The sequence below is a fragment of the Rhodococcus sp. P4_C10 genome (assembly GCF_056402135.1).
This window is the reverse complement of the sequence record NZ_JBFUHZ010000063.1, coordinates 1-16,147: the sequence shown is the minus strand read 5'-3', so window position 1 is coordinate 16,147 and position 16,147 is coordinate 1. Positions and strand designations below refer to the sequence as shown.

Sequence of the window (16,147 nt, the reverse complement as noted above, 5' to 3'; positions counted from 1 at the left end):
CGCTTGTGAGGTCTACTACGAGCGGTTCGGGGAGCCGCTAGACCTGATCTAGATGTGGTTCCCAGGCCGGTTGCGAACAGCGTGGCGTGACGCACCGGGCGGGCTCTCACGATCATCGCGGTCTCCCTGCGCCGTCGACGTCGACTACCTGCCGACCCGTCGCGGCAGATGTCACCCGACCACCCGACAAAAACGAGGTCACGACCTCTTTCGAGTTCGTGACCTCGTCTGCTGCGGTTCAAGGAACTGCTGCCTCGTAGGTGACGTGGAGAGGCCCGGACATTTGCTGCCAACCCTGCCCGCCGCCTGCTGTGAGTGTCTCCGACACGGTCACAGTCGTTCACTCTGCCGCGGCCTGCTGCCGACTCGATCGGAGTCGGCTCGACACGGTCGGGTGGAGGTATCCCAAAAGGTACGCCGCGCCATGCCGGTACAACTCGCGGAATCCGTACCGATTCCGCGTTTCGTACAGCTTCGGCGTGTCGTTCCTTTTCGATTCGAGCGAGCTGGCGTTCTTCGCCCCGGTGTCACGGCCCGGCCCCGCCCCGCTCCGAATGTCGGTGACCCGCGTTACGTTCACACCGTCGCGAGAGAAGTCGCGGACATGACCATCGGAGTGAGGAGATCGCCATGAAGATCACTGAAGCTGAACTCGGCGCGCCGTGTTGGGCCGAACTCGCCACCACCGACGTCCCGGCCGCCGGGTCCTTCTACGGGGCGCTGCTCGGCTGGCGAGCTGAGACCGATCCGCGGCCGGAGGCCGGCGGCTACACGATGATGACACTGGGTGAGGACCCGGTGGCGGCTGCGAGTCCCCAGTACCAGGAGGGGCAGCCGGTGGCGTGGACGATGTCGGTCGCGGTTGCCGATGCGGACGCGACGGCCAAGTCGGCGAGGGACGCCGGCGGGGCGGTGCTGATGGAGCCCATGGACATCTTTGACCAGGGGCGGTTCGCGGTGCTGGCGGACCCGACCGGAGCGGTGTTCTCGGTCTGGCAGGCACGGGAGTTCTACGGCGCCACCCGGCTCAACGAGACCGGTGCGCTGTGCTGGGTGGAGCTGCGAACTCCCGAACCCGCTGCGGCGGAGGCGTTCTACACCACGGTCTTCGGCTGGTCGGTGAACGCCGGTGACGGCTACACCCAGTGGGGGATCGCCGGTCAGGACTTCGGCGGCATGATGGAGATGGGCGCCGACTTCCCGGCGGGGATCCCGCCGCACTGGGCGCTCTACTTCGGTGTCGACGACGTGGACGCCACGGTCGCGCAGGCCGCCGATTTGGGCGGAGCGGTGCATGTCCCCGGCACCGACATCCCGGGCACCGGGCGGTTCGCAGTTCTCACCGATCCGCAGGGCGGTGCCTTCGCGGTGTTCACCCCGCTGGCCTGAGCCGACGACAGCGCCGGGCCGACGACAGCGCTGAACCGACGGGGCCCAGGCCGGGCGCGACTCCGGCCTGGGCGATGGGGTGATGTCGGGTGTGGTGATGTCCGGTGCGGCGTCAGCCCGTGACCGGTCGCGCGATCATGCGCACGGCACCTCGCGCGGATGCGCCGGGTCGAGGGCGTTGAGCACCAGGTACCCCGCGCGCTTGGAATCGGTGAGGGCGGTGTGGTCCGAGTCGTCCTTCTCGCAGCCGTCCTGGACGACGATGTTGGTGACGTCGTCGCCGGGTAGGCCGGGCAGCATGCCCTGGGTGAAGGGCACCACCTGCTCGTCGTGCCGCGTGCCGATGTTGGTGTACCTGATGCCCTCGACGTAGGGGGTTCCGCCGGCGTTGACCTTGTCCACCAGCTTGGATCCGGCGGCAAACTGGCCGCAGGCCTGGCAGATCGGGAAGGCGGTGTCCGGCAACCCGAACCGGTCGAACAGTCCCGGAAGTTTGTCTGCGCCAAGTGCTTTGGTGCCCAGCCAGAGGGGGGCCAGTGACACGTCGTTGGTGATCTTCGAGTGGCCGCCGAGCACCTTCGCGTAGTAGCCCGTCGCGATCGTGCCCTGTGAATGCCCCACGATGTCCACCGTCGACGCGCCCGTAGCGGCGAGGACCCGATCGACGAAGGCGCCGATCTCCTGCGCGCTGCCCTCGATCGGCCGCATCCCGCCGACCGCCGAGATGGGCCACGGTCCGGGGATGGCGCCGTAGGTCAGGGCGAACACGCAGTACCCGGCGTTCTTGAGCATCGGAACGAATGCGCCCCAGGTGATCTGCGCTCCGCCCGTCGTGCCGTGCACCAGCACCACCGGCCTCGGATGTTCCGCGGTGGGCCTGCAGCCGAAGTCGTTGGACCCGGGCAGCGAACCGCCCGGGCTCGACAGCTCCTGGGGGACGCCCACGAGATCGTCGTACTTCTCGGGGAGCGGTTCGGCGTTCGCCACGACGGTCCCGGCCGACAACACCAACGCGACCAGCGTGAGCAGGAATACCGCGGGGCTCGAGGCCCGGAACAAGGACGCTCGCAACCAGGACGCTCGCAACACTGTGCCTCCGACTGTTGTACTGGGGCGCTGAACCTAGCAACTGTTGCGGTGGCGGGTGCGCGGAACTACGGGAGTGCGACCAGGTTCACGGTGCTACCGGGCTTGACGCGTTCGCCGGGGCCGGGGTTTTGCGATATGACCAGGGACCGATCGGTCTCGGTGACCTGCCGGATCTTGACCTTCAGTCCGAGCTGGGTCAGCTCGTCGCGGGCCGAGCCGACCGTCCGGCCCAGCATCGAGGGCACCTTGACCGCCGTGGAGACGGTCAGCGTCACGGCTGAGCCGGCGCCGACTTCGGTCCCCGAAGCGGGGTCGGTGCCGACGACGTCACCGGCGTCGACCCCCGCGTCGAACACCTCGCGGGTGTCCGTCACGGTGATGCCGAGGCCGTCCAACGCGGCCCGGGCCTCGTCCGCGGACTTGCCGCGGAGGTCGGGCAGATGCACCGGCGGCGAGCCCTTGCTGCGGACGAGTCGCACCTGCGAGCCGACGTCCAGGGCGGTGCCCGGGCCCGGGTCGAGGGCCGCGACCCCGCCGGACGGAACCTTGGTGCTGAACGCCTCGCCGCCCTCGGCGGGGACGAACGTGCGCTCGCGCAGGGCCTGCTCGATTCGTGACCTGTCGCCGCCGATCAGGTCGGGGACCGTCGGCCGCCCCAGCGAAACCTTCAGCGCGACGGTGCCGCCCCGGGCGACGCGTGACCCGGCGGCAGGGTCGGTGCCCACCAGGGCGTCGACCGGCGCCGCGTTGTCGTACGTCCCGCGGATCTCGGTCTCGAGCCCGGCGGCCTGGATCGTGGAGGTGGCCGCGGCACGGTTGAGTCCGTCGACCGCGGGCACCGCCACGTAGCGACCCGATCCCATCCACCAGCCGCCGACGCCGACCGCCACGGCGAGGGCCAGGATCACCGTCAGCCAGATCAGCATGGCGCGGCGGGACTTGCGGCGTTCGGCGGCGAAGTCCGGGAACTCGTACTGGGCCGAGTCGCGGCGCTGCTGCCGGGTCGCGGTGGTGGGCGGCTGAGAACCCTGCTCGGTCACCGCGTCGTGGTAGCCGTCGTCGCGTGGTGTCGCGGTGGTGACCACCTTGGTGTGCTGCAGTCCAGTGTTCGCGGCGCCGCGCTGTGCCGGGACGGCGGTCGTCGCCGCGGCAGACCCGTTGACCTCGGTGGGTGCCGCCGCGTCGAGMCGGGGCGCGGCCGCGCCCGCCACCTGCATGGCGGCACTGAGGTGCTGCGCGGAGCGCCGGGGTGTGGGCACCCGGTACGCCGGCAGCTGCAGCTGGCCGCACACCGAGCGCAGCGCCGCCGACATCTCCGCGGCGTTGGTGAAACGCTCGTCCGGGTCACGGGCCGTGGCGTCGAGCACCAGCCGGTCGAACTCCTCGGGCACGCCGGGCACCACGGTCCCCGGCGCAGGCACGTCGGCGTTGATCCGCTGGTACGCGATCGAGAGCGAGGTGTCCCCGGTGAAGGGCGTCTGGCCGGTGAGCATCTCGAACAGCAGCACGCCGGTGGCGTACACGTCGCTGCGGGCGTCGGAGTTTCCGCTGGTCACCTGCTCGGGGGAGAGGTAGGCGGCGGTGCCGAGGATCACGCTGCTGGACGTGGCGTTGGACCCGGCGACGGCGCGGACCAGGCCGAAGTCGGCGATCTTCACCTCGCCCGAATCGGAGATGAGGATGTTCTCCGGCTTGATGTCGCGGTGCACCAGCCCCGCCCGGTGCGCCACGGCCAGGCCGTCGAGCACGGGTCCGGTGACGGCCGCGGCGGCGTGCGGGGGCATCGGGCCACGCTCGCGGAGCAGTTCGCGCAGCGTGCCGCCGGCCACCAACTCCATCACCAGGAAGGCGTGCTCGCCGTCGACGCCCTGGTCGTACACCGCGACCAGGCCGGGATGGCTCAGCCGCGCGACGGCCCGCGCCTCGAACTCGAAACGGGCCACGAACTGCGGGTCGTGGGCGAACTTGGGATCCATCACCTTGATCGCCACCGGCCGGTCCAGGCGGGTGTCGATACCGCGGTAGACCATCGACATGCCGCCGCGCGCGATCGGGGCGTCCACCCGATAGCGCCGGTCCAACAGCATGCCGATCAGTCGCTGATCTCCTGGCCCCACCCGCGAGTACCCCATTTCACGTTGACAACGTCCGCATCGATCGTAGCCAGCGCCGCCGACGGGTGTCTGCGCCGTGCTCCGCGGTGGAGTTGTCCCCGGCCTGCACCTACCGCCTCCCGCGGGCCGGGCCCGACCCGATACCGTTACCGGCGTGAGTGCCATTCCTTATTGCGACGACGTCCTCGACCCGTCAGTCGACGTACTGCAGCTTCCCGACGTGTCGAAGATCCTCCGCGTCGCGGTGACCCGCGTGCACCAGATGCTCCGCGACGGCGAGCTGGTCGCGGTCCGCCGGAACGGCGTGATCGCGGTGCCGGCGGAGTTCTTCACCGAGACCGGCGAGGTGGTCCGCTTCCTGCCCGGCCTGCTGGTGGTGCTGCGCGACGGCAACTTCAGCGACGAGGAGATCCTGCGCTGGCTGTTCACCGAGGACGACTCCCTGTCGGGGACCCCGGTGTCGGTGCTGCACACCGACCACGCCCGCGAGATCGTCCGGCGCGCCCAGGCGATGGGTTTCTAGTCCCGCGCTAGCGTCTGGGGCCATGGCATCCCTCGAAGGCAAGGTCGTCCTCATCACCGGCGGAGCCCGCGGAGTCGGGGCGGAGGTGGCCCGCCGCATGCGCCGGCGCGGGGCCAAGCTCCTGCTCACCGACCTCGACGCCGCGGCCCTGACGGCACTGGCCACCGAACTCGGCGGTGACGAGCACGTGGTGCCGGTGGTCGCCGACGTCTGCGACCTGGCGTCGATGCAGGCCGCGGTGGCTCGCGGCGTGGCCCGCTTCGGCGGACTGGACATCGTGGTCGCCAACGCCGGGATCGCCAGTTACGGCTCGGTCATGGCCGTCGACCCGGCGGTGTTCCGGAAGGTGCTGGACGTGAACGTCGTGGGCGTCTTCCACACCGTCCGCGCCGCGCTGCCCGCGATCGTCGAACGCCGGGGCTACGTCCTGGTGGTCTCGTCCCTGGCTGCGTACACCGCGAGTCCCGGTCTGGCCGCGTACCACGCGTCGAAGGCGGGGGCGGAGTACTTCGCCAACACGCTGAGGCTCGAGGTCGCGCACCTGGGAGTGGACGTCGGGTCCGCACACATGGCGTGGATCGACACCCCGCTCGTCCAGGAGGCGAAGGCCGACCTGCCAGCCTTCCGGAAGATGCTCGCCGCACTGCCCGGCCCGTTGAGTTCGACCACCTCGGTCGAGGCCTGCGGGCGACGCTTCGAGAAGGGGATCGAGAGGCGGGCGAGCCGGATCAACGTCCCCGGCTGGGTCGGCGCCCTGCGCTGGGTGCGGCCGCTGGTGCAGACCCGACTCGCCGAACGCGACATCCGACGGCTCACCCCCGTGCTGCTCCCGGAGATGGACGCCGAGGTGGCGGCGCTCGGCCGCTCGCTCAGTGCCCGCACCGAGGCCCTCGAGGGCCCGAAGACCGAGGCACAGCCCAAGGCCGTGGCCGGCGAGCTGATGGGCAGTTCGGCCGAGTACGTCCCGGCGACCGACTAGTCCCCGGCCCGCCCGCGCACGGCGGCCACGGCACTGTCGAGCAGTCGCGGCGCCGCCAGCGCCAGTCGGCGCCGGCGGGGCACCACGGCCCGCCGGTCGAGGACCCGGAAGCCGCTCGTCTCGATCTCGCCGAGGATCGCCGAGTACAGCTCGAAGGCCGCGACCATCCCGGGCCGGGCCCGCGGTTCGAGCATGGCCAGTCCCGGGCGGGCGCGACGGTAGAGGGCCCGGTTCACGCACACGAAGTGCGCGAGCGCGCGTTCGATCCGGGGGTCGGAGCGGCCGGTGTCGCGACAGTGTCGCAGCAGGTCCGCGTCGACCCCGAACGCCGCCAGGTCCTCCGCGGGCAGGTACACCCGCCCGCGCGCCAGGTCCTCACCGACGTCGCGGATGAAGTTGGTGAGCTGGAACGCCTCGCCGAGCGCCGCGGCCGGGGGTTCGGCCTCCGCGCGCGGGGTGACGGTGCCGAGCACCGGCAGCATCTGCAACCCGATCGCGGCGGCGGAACCGTGCATGTACTCGCGCAGCTGCGCCATCGTGGCGTACTCGGCGCGGTAGCCGGGGGCGCCGGGCAGGTCCATCCGCATGGCGTCGAGGAAGGCGGTGAAGTGGTCGAGCGAGATCTCGTACCGGGTGATCGTGTCGGCGACCGCAACGACCACGGGCCGGGCCCGCGCGGCCCCGGCATCGCCGTCGAGAGCACTCTTGTCGAGAGCCCAGCGCAGTTCCGCCTCGATGCGGTCGAGTTCGGCCAGGCAGTCCGCGACCGGCCGACCGGACACCGCGTCGACGTCCACCACGTCGTCGACGGTCCGGGCGAACCCGTACAGCGCGTGCACCGCCGGTCGGTCGCGGGCCGGCAGCAGCCGGGTCGCCAGGAAGTAGCTCTTGCCGTGTTCGGCCGCCAACTCCCGGCAGTGCAGGTAGGCGGCGTCGAGGGGGCCGGGGTTCACGGCGTCGCGGTCACCGCGGGAGTGTCCGGGGTGGCCTCGGCGTGCTGGCGCACCGACCGGAGCCGCAACGGGTCGACGGTCACCAGCGACTTGGCCGCGACCACCGCCGCGAAGGTCGCGAGCAGCACGTGCGGCAGCGTGTACAGGCCGATCGAGCCGTCCGGTTGGAACACCAGCATGAGCCACGTCGACAGGCCGACCAGCACCATCAGGGTGGTGGTGGACATGGCGAAGCCGGCGGCCACGGCGAGGGGCCACGAGTAGTACCAGGGCAGCGCGGCGGGGGAGAGCACCACGATGGCGACCAGGGCCACCAGGATGCCGAGCACGGCCTGCCGCGGGGTGGTGCGGAAACGCCACCAGACGTAGACCAGGATCCCGGCCAGCGCGACGGCGCACAGCGTGCGGGTCACCTCGAGCACCGGGGCCAGGGTCAGCCCGGTGAACCACGACGTGCCCACGGTGACCACGTGCGCCATGATCGTCGGCAGCGAGAGCCAGTTGATGATCTTCGCCGAGCCGGACAACGCCGTGAGCCAGCCGATCCCGACGCCGGCGATCAGCGAGGCCGCCGCGAAGATGCCCGCGAACACGGCAAACCCGGCGCCCGCGGTCCGGGCGAACAGCGCGACCGGCCCGGCGGGCTCGCGGCCCTCGGCCTTGGCGCGGTCACGTTCGTGGATCATCCAGATCCACACCAGGAACGGCAACGCGATGCCGGCCATCGCCTTGACGGCGACGCCGACCGCGACCACCGCGATGCCGGCCACGTGGCGCTTGTCGAGGACCAGGGTGATGCCCGCGGTCATCAGGCCGACCATCAGCATCTCGTTGTGCACCCCGCCGATCAGGTGGATCAGCACCAGCGGATTGAGCACGGCGAGCCACAGCGCGATGGCCGGGTTGCCACCGAGCTGGCGCGCCAGCCGCGGCAGCGCCCACATGGACAGCGCCAGACCGGGCAGCATCGTCAGCCGCAGCAGCATGGTGCCCGCGACGACGTTGTCGCCGGTGATCGAGGTGATGCCCTGGCCGAGCAGCAGTGCGATCGGCCCGTAGGGGGCGGTGGTGGTGGTCCAGACGTTGCTGACGTTGTCGAGCAGCACCCCGGGATTGGCCACCGGTCCCACCGAGTAGGGGTCGAAACCGTCGCGCAGCAGCGCGCCCTGCGCCAGGTAGGAGTAGGCGTCGCGGCTGAACATCGGGACGGCCAGCAGCATCGGCGCGGTCCAGATCGGCACGATCACCAGCAGGTCGCGCACGCTCACCCGGCCGCCGAGGGTGCTGCGACCGAGCCGCACCCACGCGGCGATCATCAACAGCACGCCGATCCACACGATCGCCGTGGAGAGCACCAGCCCGTGGCCGAATCGCAGCCAGGACAGGTGCAGGGCCTCGAGCAGCGGGTCACGGCGCCGGATGCTGCCGGAGCCGAAACCGCCGAAGGTGATCATCACGGCGCCCACGAGGCCGAGGAGGGCCGCATGTCCGGCCTCGCTCCGGACGAACAACGCAGCTTCGCGGAGGTGCCCCGGGGGTGAGGCCGCGTCCGGGCTGTCGACCACGGTCCCGTCGGCAGTGGGAGTGCGAAGCGTCATCGGTGCGGATCTTCCCCCAAGGTTGCGCTGACTGACTCCGGCCGACGGGACTCGCTCGGCGGAAGGCATGGACGGTGGCCTAGTCTAGTTGCTCAACCGCCCGGCCCGGGAATGGGCCGGTGATGCGCTGTGCCGCGAGCTTGCCCGAGACCAGCACCGTCGGCACGCCGACGCCGGGCGTGGTCCCGCATCCGGCCAGCACCACGTTCGACGCGCCGGTGTCGAGGTTGCCGCGCCGGAACGGCCCGGTCTGGGCGAAGGTGTGTGCCGCGGCGAACGGCGACCCGGCCGACATCCCGCGGTCCGCCCAGGTCTGCGGGGTGTCGACGATGTCCACCCGGAAGTGCTCCGCGATGCCGACGTAGCCGCGTCGTTCGAGCACCCCGAGCAGTTCGCGCACGTACGGCCGCCCGAGCCCGGCCCAGTCCAGCGGTGCGCTGTCCAGGTTCGGGCACGGCGCCAGCACGGACAGCGGCTCGTGGTCCTGTCCGTCGCGGGTCAGTCGCAGGCCCGGGTCGGTGCAGGCGGGCCGGGTCAGCAGCAGCGACGGGTCGCTCATCAGCCGGCCGCGACCGCGGCGCGCGGTGATCTCGGTGAAGGTGCGCTCCCAGGCGTCCCCGAAGTCGATGGTGTGGTGCCCGGAGCCGGCCCAGTGCCGCGACACCTCGACCGGGACCGTGCCGTGGGCGACGACCGCCGAGGGGGAGTGCCGCACCGGCCGACGCCTGCGGGAGCGCGGCGGCAGCAGTGCTCCGGCGCCGCCGAGGTCGGCGGTGAGCACCACCGCGTCGGCGTCGTGCCCGGCGCCGTCCGAGGTCAGCACGCGACGGGCCCGCCCGCCCGCGTACTCGATCCGGGTCACCTCGGCGCCGAGGTGCAGCCGGCCGCCGGCGGCGGTGAACGCGCCGGCCATCGACTCGGCGATCGCGCGCATCCCGCCGTCGGGGAAGTAGACGCCCATCGAGGTGTCCATGTGTGCGATGGCGCCGTAGATGCCGAGCGCCTTGGCCGGGCTGGTGCCGGCGTAGAGCGACTGGAAGGTGAAGATCCGCTGCAGCCGGGGGTCGTGGACCATCCGTGCCACCCGTGGCCCGAGCCGGCCGAAGGCGCCGAGGCGCACCAGCGTGGTCAGGTCCGTGAGTGCGGTCCGCGAGCCGGCGAGGTCGAGCGGGGAGTCGAAGTTGGCGTCGATGAAGGTGTCGAACTCGGCCCGGAACACCCGTTCCAGCCAGCCGCGCAGCCGTCGGTAGCGCTGCGCCTCGTCCGGGCCGAAGGCGCGGGTCACTTCGGCGGCCATCGCGTCGGGGTCGGAGTGCACGGCCAGCGCCGTCCCGTCCGCGAAGCGGGCGTGGTAGGCGGGTTCGAGCCGGCGCATCCGCAGCGGCGGACTGACCGTGTCGGTGTCCTGCCCGACCGCGGCCAGCGCCTCGGTGACCAGTTCCGGCATGGTGAGAACCGTTGCCCCGCTGTCGATCTCGTACCCCGGTCCGGCGTAGGTGCCGACCCGGCCGCCGACGGTGGTGTCGCGTTCGAGCAGCGTCACGTCGCGGCCGGCGCCGAGCAGGTGCAGGCCGGCGGACAGCCCGGCAAGTCCACCGCCGACCACCACGACCCGGTCGGTGGGGCCGGGGACGCACCGCGTCACTACGCGCTCCGGCGAGTCGCCGCGAGTGCCATCTCCCGCAGGCCGGCCTTGGCGGCCGGGACGGCGGAGCTGTCGTCGAGGGCCCTCAGCCCGCGAGCGGTGAGCTCGGCGATGCGGCGCTCCACCTCGTCGACGGCGCCGAGGTCGGTGATCAGGCCGCGCAGCTGCTCAACCTGGTCCTCTCCGAGATCGGTGCCGATGCTGCGGCGCAGCAGTTCGGCGGCGGCGGGGTCGGTGGCGTCGGCGCGCAGGAGCGCCTCCGCGAACAACACGGTCCGCTTGCCCTCGCGCAGGTCGTCGCCGGACGGCTTGCCGGTGACGGCCGGGTCACCGAACACGCCGAGCAGGTCGTCGCGCAGCTGGAACGCGATGCCGATGTCGGTGCCGAACTCCCGGTAGGCGTCGACCAGGTCGGCGTCGGCCCCGGCCAGCGCCGCGCCGAGGTGCAGCGGTCGTTCGATCGTGTACGCGGCGGTCTTGTAGCGGTTGATCCGCAGGGCCGCGGCCACCGACTCGTCGGCGGTGACCTCGGTGCTCACGTCCAGGTACTGGCCGCCGAGCACCTCGGTGCGCATGGCGGACCAGACGGGGCCGAGCCGGACCTGGCCGGCGGCGTCCACCCCGGACTCGCGGATCATGTCGTCGGCCCAGGACAGCGCGAGGTCGCCGAGCAGGATCGCGATCGACTCGCCGAACTTCGCCGGCTCGCCGGACCAGTCGCCGGCGCGGTGCTGCGCAGCGAACTCCACGTGCAGCGTCGGATGGCCGCGCCGGGTGCGCGAGGAGTCGATGATGTCGTCGTGCACCAGGGCGCAGGCCTGCACCAGTTCGAGTGCCGAGCACGCGCGCAGCACGGCCGCCGCGTCCGGGCCTGCGGAGTCGCCGCCCGCGCCGAGCCAGCCGGTCCACGCGAAGGCGGGCCGCACCCGCTTGCCGCCGCGCAGCACGAACGCCTCCAGCGCGGCCACCGCGGGGGTGAAGGTGCCGCCGACGGCGTCGGTGAGGGGCCGACGGGACACGAAGAACTCGCTCAGCGCGGCCTCGACGGCGGCGGGGATGGAGTCGGGGCGGGCGAGGTCAGGGATGTGGGCCTGGGGAGAGGCGGCTCCGGCGGACAGGGTGCGCTCCTGAGTAGAGGTCCGGGGCGGCGCCCCGGGGCGGTAGCTGCCGGGGGGATACGCCCACCGAACGTGCTCGTGACGCCCACCTTAGTGGTCGCCGCGCATTGTCTCGAACTGCCGCCACTATGCTTGGGCGGTGACATTTGATGCAGTCAGGGGGCGGTCCAGCGACGGTTGGGTGACGCGGACACCGTCGATCGTGGACCGGATCGGCTCCGCGGCGGGCCGGATCCCGTTCTCTGTGGAGTTCTCGCCGCCGCGCGATGCCGATGCCGAGGCGCGCCTGTGGCGTGCCGTCCGCACGTTCGAGGGGCTGGGGCCGGCATTCGTGTCGATGACCTACGGCGCGGGCGGGTCGACGCGGGACCGGACGGTGCGGATCACCGGCGACCTGGCCGAGCAGACCACCCTGTTGCCGGTCGCGCACCTGACCGCGGTGGGCCACAGCGTCGACGAGTTGCGGGCCATGGTCGGCGCGTACGCGGACCGCGGGATCAGCAACATCCTGGTGCTGCGCGGCGACCCGCCGGGCGATCCGCTCGGCGAGTGGCACAAGCACCCCGACGGCGTCGAGTACGCGGAGGAACTGGTCCGGCTGGTCCGCGACCTCGGCGACTTCCACGTCGGTGTGGCGTCGTTCCCGGAGGGGCACCACCGGGCGCCGGACCTCGATCACGACACCCGGTACCTGGTCTCGAAGCTGCGGGCCGGGGCCGAGTACTCGATCACCCAGATGTTCTTCGACGTCGACGACTACCTGCGGCTGCGGGACCGGGTCGCGCGCCTGGACCCCGAGCAGGGCGCGAAGCCGATCATCCCGGAGATCATGCCGATCACCTCGCTGCGGTCGGTCAAGCGGATGGTGGAACTCTCCGGGTCCCGGCTGCCGCGGTCCCTGGAGGAGCGGCTGGACCGGGCGGCGGGCAACGGGCCGGAGGAGGACCGGGCCGCGGTGCGGGAGATCGGCATCTCGGTGGCCACCGAACTCGGCGAGCGGCTGATCGCGGAGGGCGCGCCGTGCCTGCACTTCATCACGCTGAACTTCGCTCGGGCCACCCGCGAGGTGCTCACCCGACTCGGGCTGGCATCGGCGCCTGCCGAGGCCCCGGTGGCATCCGCCGGCGCTCGCTGAACCGCTGAATCGCTGAACCGCTGAATCGCTGAACCGCTGAATCGCTGAACCGCTGAATCGCTGAACTGCCTACGGGCACGATCCCCGGCCGGGGCAACCGGCCGGGGGGACGGGTCAGGCGCTGGTCTTGTCCTCGGCCCGGTCGTCGGAGAAGCGCGGCGAGCGGTCGCGCGCCAGGTAGCCCATCGCGCCGATGATCAGCGCCACGCCGAGCGTGACGCCGGCGACGATGCCGGCCCAGCCGGCGAATCCGCGGGTGCTCGGGTCGGCGTACCGAACCTCGGCCCGCATGGTGTTGACCTCGCCGGGCGTCAGCTTCCAGGTGACGATCGAATCGCCGTCGCGGGTTCCGTTGGTGGTCGCCACCCGGGCCGGGAACGCGATGCTGAACTGGATGTCGCTGCCGTCGGGCACGGCCTTGAGGTCGGCCTTGCCGTCGAGCGTCACGACATCGCCCGCTCGCTGGAAGTTCAGCTGGAGCGCATTGCCGGTCCGGCTGGACATCGAGCCCAGCTGCTGGACCTCGCCGAAGGTGAGGTTGCTGAAGAACGCCTGGCTGCCGACGAAGCCGTCCTGGCGGTACTCCTGCACCCGGACCTTGCTCTCCAACGAGTCCGACGGGGTGAGTTGCGGTCCGACGTCCTTGCTGTCGGCGGGGACCGTCGCCACGACGATCTGACCGGACACCCGGTCGTCGGGGGAGACTCCCATCGAAACCTGAACCCGCAGGCAACCGCTGAGAAGCGGGACGCAGATCAGCAGGAGTGCGGACACAGCGAACAGGCGTGCGCGGGACGGACGTCCGGCACGGGCGGGAGCGGGGGGCAACGACACAGCAGAGGGCAGCGGCACATCGACATGGTGCCAGCCCGCACCTTGGGTGTCAGGCGGTAGGTCCGCGCCGCGCCGCGCGAGTGGTGTGCTCACCGGCGTGCAAGCCTGCGCAACCGCCCGAATCGGGCGTCGGAGAGTGCGATCCGGGCGGCGCTGCGCCCACTCGACCCGGACACGCCGCCGCCGGGGTGAGTCGAGGCCCCGGTCAGGTACAGCCCGGTCGCGTCGGGCACCCGTTGGCCGGAGAGCTCGGGGAGCGGCCGCCACATGAACATCTGGTCCAGCGACATCTCCACATGCATCACGTTCCCGCCGATCAGTCCCATCTCGGACTCGAGGTCCGCGGGCGTCTGGACCAGCCGGTGTCGCACCGAGCCGGTGAACCCCGGGGCCAGGCGGTCGATCTCGGCGACGATCCGGTCGCCCTCCGACTCCGCCAGGTCGGACCAGGCGCGGCCCCCGCTCAGCGCGTACGGGTGCCACTGCGACCACAGCGTCACCTGGTGCTCGCCGGCAGGCGACAGGCTCGGGTCGATCCCGCTGAAGCTCATCGCCAGCACCGCGGGGGTGGGCGGCAGCTCACCGGCCAGCGCCGCGCCGTGGGCCAGTCGCAGCTGTGCGCGGTCGGAGACCAGCAGTTGCAGGCCGGAGGTGACGGCGGCGTCGTCGGGCGCGCTGGGGTACTGCGGCAGCGCGTCGGTGCCGAGCCGCAGCACCATGCCGATGCCGGGCCCCACCCGGATCCGGCGCCGCCAGTCCGCCAGCTGCGCGGGGTCGTGGCCGCCGCGCTCGAGCAGGTCCAGCGTCGCCAGGATGTGGCAGCCGGCGACGACCACCCGCGAACGCACCTCCCGGCCCTGCTCGGTGCGGGTGGTCCAGCCGTCGGGGCCGCGACGCAGCTCGGTCACCGCGTCGCCGAGGCGGACGGTGCCGCCGTCGGCGGTCAGCCGGGAGGCGAGGGCGCGGGTGAGTGCGCCGCTGCCGCCGACCGCCCGGCCCGGCGGCAGGGTGTGCATCAGGGCCGCGAAGCCGACCATCGGCGCGGTGCCGGGCTCGGACATCGGCGGCCCGGACTGGGCGCCGAACCAGGCGAGGGCGGCCTTGAGTCGCTCGTCGTCGAAGTGGTGGTCCAGGAGCGCGTCCCCGGACTGCAGGAACTCCCGGGAGAGTGCCGCGGCGCCGTCGCCGGTGTCGAGCCCCCAGAACGAGCGGGCCAACCGGCCACCGGTCGGCGGGGCAGAGAAGGCATGCATGACGCTGGCCGTCCGCGGACCCCAGGTCTCGACGAAGCGCCGGTACGCCCGGGCGTCGGTGGCCCCGCAGGCGGCGGCGATCGACGCGCAGGTGGCGTCGAGGTCGCGGTGGAAGACGATGCCGGGCAGTCCGGAGGCCGGGGGAGCGGGGGCGAAGGCCCAGGGGTCGCAGTCGAGGTACCGCAGCCCGTGGTCGGCGAGCTCGAGCTCCTCGATGATGCCGGTGTGCCGGATCATGATGTGCGCGGACGACCCGCGGTCCACCTGGTGGCCGGGGAACCGCTCGACCGTGGAGACCGCGCCGCCGAGCACGGTGTCGCGCTCGAGTACCTCGACGGACCACCCGGCCCGGGCCAGGTAGCACGCCGAGACGAGCGCATTGTGTCCGGAACCCACTACCACCGCGTCGATCATGTGGACAGGCTATCGCCGGTCACAGCGGAAGCCGGCGGCCCAGCACCGCGAACGGCCTGCTGTCGCCGGCGAAGGTGAAATGCCGCACCACGTCGGTGAATCCGAGTCGGCGGTAGAGCCGCCAGGCGCGGTTGTCCTCCCCGTGCACTTCGGGGGTGGACAGCAGGACGGTGGACTCGGGGCGGCCGTCGAGCAGCCGGCGCAGCAGCGCCTCGCCGGTGCGGTGGCCCTGCACCAGCGGCGAGACGTGCAGCTCGGTGAGTTCGAAGTAGTCGTCGAGGATCGCGTGCACCTGTTCCTCGGTGGCCCCGGACCGGCGCAGTCCCTGGCGTACCTGTTGGTGCCACCACTGGTGCGGTCCGCCGCGGTAGCCGTAGGAGATTCCGACCAGGACGTCGCGGTCGGGGGAGGTCTCCTCGGGGAGCAGTGCGGCGACGCCACGCCAGCCGGGGCGCGCGGTGTGTTCGGTCCACATCGGCGCTCGGTGCCGTTCGGTGCCGTCCGGGTAGCCCATCGCCTTGATGTAGACGGCGAGGGCCTCGTCGAGACGGCTGCGCAGCTGCGGTGCGGACAGCTCGACGATGTGGGGGGTGGTGTTGGTGCCGACCGGACTCACCCTCTCTCTTGACGACATGTCGGTGGGTGCAGCTATATTGAATAGGTCGAACGAGTGTTCGATGCCGACGATCCGGCGAAGCACGAGGGAAGCGGGCTTCGCCGGATCCCGGCCCCGAGGCCATGTCCGGTGGTGACGGCGGTGCCGAACCCCTCCGGTGCGGCGCAGTGACGCGGGAGGTGTGCGGCAGATGGACGGTCGACGTGAGGCGGCCCGTGCCGGCGGTGTGCCAGGTCCAAGTTTCCCTGGTTCGAGTGTCCCTGGTTCGAGTGTCCCCGTTTCCGAGGTTTCCGGCTCGACTGGCGCCGGTGCGGGTGGTGTGCCGGCGAGGGGCGGCGCGGCGAGCCTGCGCCCGCCGTCGCTCTCGCCGCAGGCGCGCACCCTGCTGGACCGGGCGGACGGCCTGCTGGCCGAGGCGGCGGGCGCCCGCGACGCCGCGGACCGGTTCCGCACGGCGTACCTGGACCGGTTCCGCACGGCGTACCTG

General features: G+C 72.0%; 12 protein-coding genes and 1 pseudogene. 4 read left to right on the top strand and 9 right to left on the bottom strand.

What is annotated here, in order from left to right; translation table 11 throughout:
* Positions 1-630: 630 nt before the first annotated feature.
* Positions 631-1,389: a VOC family protein gene (locus AC1DWC_RS25260; protein ID WP_477912459.1), complete on the top strand. Its 759-nt coding sequence runs from the start codon at positions 631-633 to the stop codon at positions 1,387-1,389.
* 135 nt (positions 1,390-1,524) lie between these two features.
* Here AC1DWC_RS25260 and AC1DWC_RS25255 read toward each other — a convergent pair whose 3' ends face one another.
* Together AC1DWC_RS25255 and pknB are read right to left on the bottom strand one after the other, a co-directional pair.
* Positions 1,525-2,478, bottom strand: a complete 954-nt coding sequence (locus AC1DWC_RS25255; protein WP_477912457.1) for an esterase/lipase family protein — start codon at positions 2,476-2,478, stop codon at positions 1,525-1,527.
* Positions 2,479-2,543: 65 nt separating this feature from the next.
* Positions 2,544-4,595 carry a Stk1 family PASTA domain-containing Ser/Thr kinase gene (pknB, locus tag AC1DWC_RS25250; protein WP_477912455.1) on the bottom strand — a complete coding sequence of 684 codons (2,052 nt, stop codon included), beginning with the start codon at positions 4,593-4,595 and terminating at the stop codon, positions 2,544-2,546.
* A 151-nt stretch (positions 4,596-4,746) separates the two neighbouring features.
* Here pknB and AC1DWC_RS25245 point away from each other — a divergent pair, with 151 nt between their 5' ends.
* Together AC1DWC_RS25245 and AC1DWC_RS25240 are read left to right on the top strand one after the other, a co-directional pair.
* Complete coding sequence (locus AC1DWC_RS25245; RefSeq protein ID WP_477840693.1) at positions 4,747-5,115, top strand: Rv2175c family DNA-binding protein; 369 nt, start codon at positions 4,747-4,749, stop codon at positions 5,113-5,115.
* 22 nt (positions 5,116-5,137) lie between these two features.
* Positions 5,138-6,010: pseudogene (locus AC1DWC_RS25240) on the top strand (SDR family oxidoreductase); the annotation flags it as partial.
* 80 nt (positions 6,011-6,090) lie between these two features.
* Here the strand turns inward: AC1DWC_RS25240 and AC1DWC_RS25235 are convergent.
* From AC1DWC_RS25235 to AC1DWC_RS25220, 4 genes are all read right to left on the bottom strand, one after another.
* Entirely contained in the window at positions 6,091-7,047 is a 957-nt protein-coding gene (locus AC1DWC_RS25235; protein WP_477912453.1) for a phytoene/squalene synthase family protein, read from the bottom strand.
* A complete protein-coding gene (locus AC1DWC_RS25230; protein WP_477912451.1) occupies positions 7,044-8,645 on the bottom strand; it encodes an alpha-(1->6)-mannopyranosyltransferase A in 1,602 nt (533 codons plus the stop codon). The genes AC1DWC_RS25235 and AC1DWC_RS25230 overlap by 4 nt, the downstream gene beginning before the upstream one ends.
* 79 nt (positions 8,646-8,724) lie before the next feature.
* Positions 8,725-10,290 (bottom strand): phytoene desaturase family protein, encoded by a 1,566-nt coding sequence (gene crtI / locus AC1DWC_RS25225; RefSeq protein ID WP_477912449.1) that lies wholly within the window; start codon positions 10,288-10,290, stop codon positions 8,725-8,727.
* Positions 10,290-11,408, bottom strand: a complete 1,119-nt coding sequence (locus AC1DWC_RS25220; RefSeq protein WP_477912463.1) for a polyprenyl synthetase family protein — start codon at positions 11,406-11,408, stop codon at positions 10,290-10,292. Before AC1DWC_RS25220 ends, crtI begins: the two co-directional genes overlap by 1 nt.
* Positions 11,409-11,589: 181 nt before the next feature.
* Between AC1DWC_RS25220 and metF the strand changes: the two genes are divergently transcribed.
* Positions 11,590-12,543: a methylenetetrahydrofolate reductase [NAD(P)H] gene (gene metF, locus AC1DWC_RS25215; protein WP_477912461.1), complete on the top strand. Its 954-nt coding sequence runs from the start codon at positions 11,590-11,592 to the stop codon at positions 12,541-12,543.
* Positions 12,544-12,657: 114 nt separating this feature from the next.
* Here metF and AC1DWC_RS25210 read toward each other — a convergent pair whose 3' ends face one another.
* The 3 genes from AC1DWC_RS25210 to AC1DWC_RS25200 form a co-directional block, all read right to left on the bottom strand.
* Positions 12,658-13,326, bottom strand: a complete 669-nt coding sequence (locus tag AC1DWC_RS25210) for an LppM family (lipo)protein (protein ID WP_083577480.1) — start codon at positions 13,324-13,326, stop codon at positions 12,658-12,660.
* Between the two features lie 140 nt (positions 13,327-13,466).
* The gene (locus tag AC1DWC_RS25205; protein ID WP_477912447.1) at positions 13,467-15,044 is read right to left on the bottom strand and encodes a phytoene desaturase family protein; all 1,578 of its coding nucleotides are present in this window, start codon (positions 15,042-15,044) and stop codon (positions 13,467-13,469) included.
* A gap of 19 nt (positions 15,045-15,063) precedes the next feature.
* Complete coding sequence (locus AC1DWC_RS25200; RefSeq protein WP_477912445.1) at positions 15,064-15,660, bottom strand: GNAT family N-acetyltransferase; 597 nt, start codon at positions 15,658-15,660, stop codon at positions 15,064-15,066.
* Positions 15,661-16,147 lie beyond the last annotated feature (487 nt).

Coding starts and splice junctions, on each gene's coding strand:
- AC1DWC_RS25260 (WP_477912459.1), top strand. CDS start 631: ATGAAGATCACTGAAGCTGAACTCGGCGCGCCGTGTTGGGCCGAACTC.
- AC1DWC_RS25230 (WP_477912451.1), bottom strand. CDS start 8,645: ATGACGCTTCGCACTCCCACTGCCGACGGGACCGTGGTCGACAGCCCG.
- AC1DWC_RS25205 (WP_477912447.1), bottom strand. CDS start 15,044: ATGATCGACGCGGTGGTAGTGGGTTCCGGACACAATGCGCTCGTCTCG.